The 4,973-nt window shown below is 52.2% G+C and carries 5 protein-coding genes and 4 pseudogenes; all 9 read left to right on the top strand.

What is annotated here, in order from left to right:
* Positions 1–96, top strand: a 96-nt coding sequence (locus ACLH1I_RS26250) for an IS1 family transposase (RefSeq protein ID WP_000851394.1), incomplete at its 5' end; no start/stop codon positions are given.
* Between the two features lie 29 nt (positions 97–125).
* Positions 126–327, top strand: a pseudogene (locus ACLH1I_RS26245) (bacteriocin immunity protein).
* A gap of 101 nt (positions 328–428) precedes the next feature.
* Positions 429–508 (top strand): annotated as a pseudogene (locus tag ACLH1I_RS26240) (hypothetical protein); the annotation flags it as partial.
* A gap of 104 nt (positions 509–612) precedes the next feature.
* On the top strand, positions 613–1,164 hold the full coding sequence (locus ACLH1I_RS26235; protein WP_032722221.1) for a phospholipase D family protein: 552 nt from the start codon (positions 613–615) through the stop codon (positions 1,162–1,164).
* A 319-nt stretch (positions 1,165–1,483) separates the two neighbouring features.
* Positions 1,484–1,762, top strand: a complete 279-nt coding sequence (locus tag ACLH1I_RS26230; RefSeq protein WP_004099069.1) for a replication regulatory protein RepA — start codon at positions 1,484–1,486, stop codon at positions 1,760–1,762.
* Between the two features lie 209 nt (positions 1,763–1,971).
* Complete coding sequence (tap, locus tag ACLH1I_RS26225; protein ID WP_071881518.1) at positions 1,972–2,055, top strand: RepA leader peptide Tap; 84 nt, start codon at positions 1,972–1,974, stop codon at positions 2,053–2,055.
* The gene (gene repA, locus ACLH1I_RS26220) at positions 2,048–2,905 is read left to right on the top strand and encodes an incFII family plasmid replication initiator RepA (protein ID WP_004099067.1); all 858 of its coding nucleotides are present in this window, start codon (positions 2,048–2,050) and stop codon (positions 2,903–2,905) included. Before tap ends, repA begins: the two co-directional genes overlap by 8 nt.
* 946 nt (positions 2,906–3,851) lie before the next feature.
* Positions 3,852–4,339 (top strand): annotated as a pseudogene (locus tag ACLH1I_RS26215) (Tn3 family transposase); the annotation flags it as partial.
* Positions 4,340–4,361: 22 nt separating this feature from the next.
* Positions 4,362–4,862: pseudogene (locus ACLH1I_RS26210) on the top strand (NADH:flavin oxidoreductase); the annotation flags it as partial.
* Positions 4,863–4,973: the final 111 nt, after the last annotated feature.

The raw sequence follows: 4,973 nt of genomic DNA, 5'->3' as shown, positions 1-4,973 counted from the left end.
GCAAGGCTGGGCAGGAAGTCCCTGTCGTTCTCAAAATCGGTGGAGCTGCATGACAAAGTCATCGGGCACTATCTGAACATAAAACACTATCAGTAAATTGGAGTCATTACCCTTTTGTTAGTAAAATAATCGCTGCTGATTTTCCAACTGACAAAGAGAACGATGATGCTATTTATTCGTTCGCCCAACTAACAGAGCATCCTGCTGGTTGGAACCTCATCTTCAAGCCTAAGGTAGGCGAAGATTCTTCGGCGAAAGGAATTGTTAAAACCGTAAAGGAATGGCGAGCTGCTAACGGTAAGCCAGGTTTTAAAAAATCGTGATTGAATGTGCGGGTTCAGGTGATGAATCCGCACATTTTTAACTCTGGATTTGAAGAATAATTACTAGATATCCATTATTTTTTCCTGTCTCCAAACTGACCCCATGATGGATGGTTTATGGCTCTGTCCACGATACCGGCGACGGACCCGTCTGCTACTGGCTTCGGCATACCACAAAATCCTGACGCCTCCGCATGGCGTCGTTGTCCAACCCCGGGAACGGGGAAAAGCCAGTTTCCCCCGCTCCTGGCGTTTCTTAAACACCCGTTAAGGAAATACTGTGAAAAAAATGAACCGTACGCTCCGCAGATGTTGTCTGTCCGGGCTTATCAGCCTGTCTTTGTTTGCACCTTTTCCGGTTGTGTATGCCGACAGCATCGAGACGGGATATTCGCCGGAAGGAACGGCTCTGCAGCTGGTCCTGAAGACTATTAATTCTGCACAGCAGGAAATCCGGCTGATGGGCTATTCCTTTACCTCACCCGAAGTCGCCGGCGCGCTTGTCAGGGCAAAGCGGCGTGGCGTCGATGTGAAAGTGGTTCTGGACTGGAAAGCCAATACCGGCAAGCAAAACCAGGCGAGTCTGGCGGCCATGAATCTTCTGGTCAATGCCGGCATCCCGGTTCGCACAGTGTCGCAGTACAAAATTATGCATGACAAAGTCATCATTGCTGATGGCCGCAATATTGAAGGCGGGTCTTTTAACTACACCCGCTCCGCCGATCGGGTCAATTCAGAGAACGTGCTAGTCGTGTGGGATGTTCCAGTCGTTGCTCAACGCTATCTGCAGCACTGGTCGACCCGCTGGTCGCAGGGAACGGACTGGAAACGGGCTTATTAACGCACCTCAGCCATAAAACGAGCATCAATACGGTTCACTTACGTCCATGCTAAAGCGCCTGAACCACCCGTCGCTCGTATCTTACCTCTTAAATCTTGCCCCTGAAGGTACTCACTTTTAGTTCAGGATGGGCTACTCTCCATCTCTCTTACAAGAGGACATGGGCATCTCATTTAGTTGAAATTTGTACGCCAATACAAATGACAACCTTAGAAAGGATCTCTTGCAAATTGAAAGTAAGTTATTGATTTGCAGGATCTGAGAGTTCTGTAGTATCCTCCGTTCCGAAGACATTTCTGAGGTGTCAGGAGAGCGATAAATGTCACGTCCAGCAGATAAAACAACTTCCTCTGCGAATGCAAAACGTGCATACCGGAAAGGTAAGCCAATGTCTGCCAGTGAGAGACAGCTTGCCGCGATTGCGCGGAAACGCGAAACGCATAAAGAAGTTAAGGTTTTTGTTAAAAACCCACTAAAGGACGTGATGATAGCGGTTTGTGAAGAAGAAGGTCTGACACAAGCCCAGTTTATCGAGAGGCTCCTTGAGCGAGAGCTTACAGAACGCGGTCTTTTAGATGTAAAGACTTCACATTCTTGATCATGTTTATATTGAGTGCTAGATTGTTGATGGTCTGAATAATTTTGGGTGTGCCACGCCGTAAGGTGGCAGGGAACTGGTTCTGATGAGGTATCTACCCGGGACCAGAAAGCAAAAACCCCGATAATCTTCTTCAATCTTGGCGGAAGGAAAAGATTAACGGGGCCTTCATAAACTGCATAGAACGTGTTGCTCTATGCAGGGAGTATATGTACATGCTCAGAAAACTTCAAGCTCAGTTTCTGAGTCATTCGCTCCTTCTGTGCAACATAAGCGCAGGAAGCGGTGACTGATCTCCTTCAAAATCACTATTCACAGGTTAAAAACCCGAATCCGGTATTCACGCCGCGTGAAGGGAAAAAGACCCTGCCGTTCTGCCGTAAGCTGATGGCGAAAGCCGAAGGCTTCACGTCCCGTTTTGATTTTTCCATCCATGTGGCGTTTTTGCGTTCGCTGGGTAAGCGTCACCGGATGCCACCACTGTTGCGCCGGCGTGCAATTGACGCTCTTCTGCAGGCAATGTGTTTCCACTACGATCCGCTGGCCAATCGCGTGCAGCGCTCGATTACCAATATGGCCATCGAATGTGGACTGGCCACCGAGTCCAGGAGCGGCAACCTGTCGATCACCCGAGCCACCCGGGCGCTGAAGTTCCTGGCCGAGCTGGGGCTGATCACCTATCAGACGGAATATGACCCACAGATCGGCTGTAATATCCCGACCGATATCACCTTCACCCCGGCTCTGTTTTCCGCGCTTGACGTTTCAGAAATGGCTGTGGTGGCCGCGCGCCGCAGCCGTGTGGAATGGGAAAACCTGCAGCGCAAAAAACAGCAACTGAAACCGCTGGAGATGGACGAACTGATCGCAAAAGCGTGGCGGTTTGTGCGTGAGCGTTTTCGCAGCTACCAGGCTGAACGAAAATCTCACGGCCGGAAGCGGGATACTGCACGGCGGGATGCATCACGGCAGCGTCATGACATCGAGACGCGCGTGCGTCAGCAACTGACCCGCGAATACGCCACCGGCCGCTTCAGGGGCGATAAAGAAGCGCTGAAGCGTGAGGTTGAGCGCCGTGTGCAGGAGCGCATGCTGCTGTCGCGCGGAAACAACTACACGCGGCTGGCCACTGCCCCCCTATAACATTCCTTCTTTAAAAAATCCGGCCGGCGCCGGAGGCTTTCGCACGCCTGTTGGCCGGCTACTACGTATTATCTTATCTTCAGGCCTGCATTCCTCACCATAATTCCGGTCTTCCTGGCGTCAACGTGGCCTTAAATGTTATCGCCGGCGTCACTTCTGACGGCCGATTTCTGTTATCCACATATAACTGCAAGGGAGTATTTCATTAGGCTACAACCGTGATACGCACAAAGCACATGCCGTCGGACTTTCAAGGCGCGTGGTTCCTTTTAAACACCAGCTCTGTACCTCTTTTAAAGATCCTTTAATAAATCCTGTAAACACATAACCTGTTCATCGCCTGCCCTGTGGACCGGCTCGGGAGAATGCCCGCCCTTGCAGCGACCTGACGGTCGCGCCGGTTCGGCAACATCAGAGAGAGCTCCCATCGCTCCGCGACGGGCCCCGGCCGGAGAACCACATTAGTTACAGCATTCAAAAGGAAGTTCATCATAAAACCGGCGCCGGTTTGCCGGCCAGGTGCCCCTCCCCACCACTGAAAAGCGCCGCCGCCCCCGGCCGAAGGCCGGGGAACACCATCGCTTTTAATGATGGGTGTTGTAACTAAGGGATTAGTCGCTGTGAGAGGTGACGCGGTGAGTTCAGAGTACACGCTCGTAAGCGGCCCTACCGGCCCGCTAACGCGGAGATACGCCACGACTACGGCCCTTGCCTTGTCGTGACCACTCCGACCGCGCACAAAAGCTCCTGAGTTATTTTTAGCGGGTATGGCTTAACAGGGTAAGGGATGGGATAGGCAGAACCTTTCAAAACGGTAACCGGCTTCGCCGGGCGACGGCGCCACTTACCGACGGAGCCTTGTTCAAATTCATCTGGCGCCTCCATGCCGCAAAGCGGCATTCAGAAGACAGGCTGCGCACTGCTCGCGTCGCCTCCGAACGGAAATACCGTGGTTTTCACCGATCTTGCCAGCTACCCCAAGCAAAACGGACTTGCCAAAGCATTGAGGGAAATTGGCCGTATAGAACGAAAGCTGTTTATGCTCGACTGGTTCCGCGATCCGGCACTTCGTCGGCGGGTACAGGCTGGATTGAATAAAGGGGAGGCCCGTAACGCACTGGCGTGTGCGGTATTCCTGCACCGACTGGGGGAAATCAGGGACCGCAAACCGGAAAATCAGAGCTATCGCGCCAGCGGACTGACGGCAGCTATCTCGCTGTGGAACACCGTCTATATGGAAAGAACGATCGATGCCCTGAAGCGTAAAGGAGTGAAGAGCAACGAGCAACTGCTGTCGCATTTGTCGCCGTTAGGCTGGGAGCACATCAATATGACAGGCGATTATATCTGGATAAGCAACCGGCTTCCGGTAAGTTTCGTCGGCTGAGGCCAGCTAAAGTCGAAAGGTCAAAAAATAGCCTTAGCGTACAATAATTTTCGATATCCAAACTGCCCCCAGAGAAACGGAGTGGGTTTCACCAATGAATTCGCAGCCTACGATGATCGTTTTATCCCGAGTCTGAGGAAACTGGCTGATGCGGCAAAAAGCGGGGGGGCGCTGGCAATCCTGCAACTGTTTCACGCCGGTAATAAAGCGGTTCCCGAACTCATCCCAGATGGAGAGCTCGTCAGCGCCAGTGCCCTGGCCGCTCCGGCTGGCCCTTTTAATCGCGGGGAACAAGCCAGCCGGGCGTTGGGTCATGACGAAATTTCTGGTGTGATCCATGACTTCGGCGAAGCCACTCGCCGCGCAATTGAGGCCGGTTTTGATGGTGTTGAATTGCACGGCGCGCATGGTTTTCTTATCCAGAACTTCTTCTCCCCCTGGTTTAACCAGCGTACTGACGAATGGGGTGGTTCATTAGCAAACCGGATGCGTTTTCCGCTGGAGGTCGTTCGGGAAGTCCGGCGGGTTATTGAAACTCATGCCAGGAAACCCTTTTTATTGCGTTACCGGGGCTTTGTTAATGGAATGGTCGCCTCCCATCTCTTGTGCCACAGTGGGACGATAAATCGTCACTCATTGAACGGAGCGCTGCTATCATGAACGTTAAAACTATTGGAATCG

It is taken from the genome of Klebsiella sp. 1SOBk10mer, from assembly GCF_046602535.1.
Lineage (GTDB): Bacteria > Pseudomonadota > Gammaproteobacteria > Enterobacterales > Enterobacteriaceae > Klebsiella > Klebsiella quasipneumoniae.
Note: the sequence above shows the minus strand (reverse complement) of the source record. Positions and strands in the feature narration are given on the sequence as shown.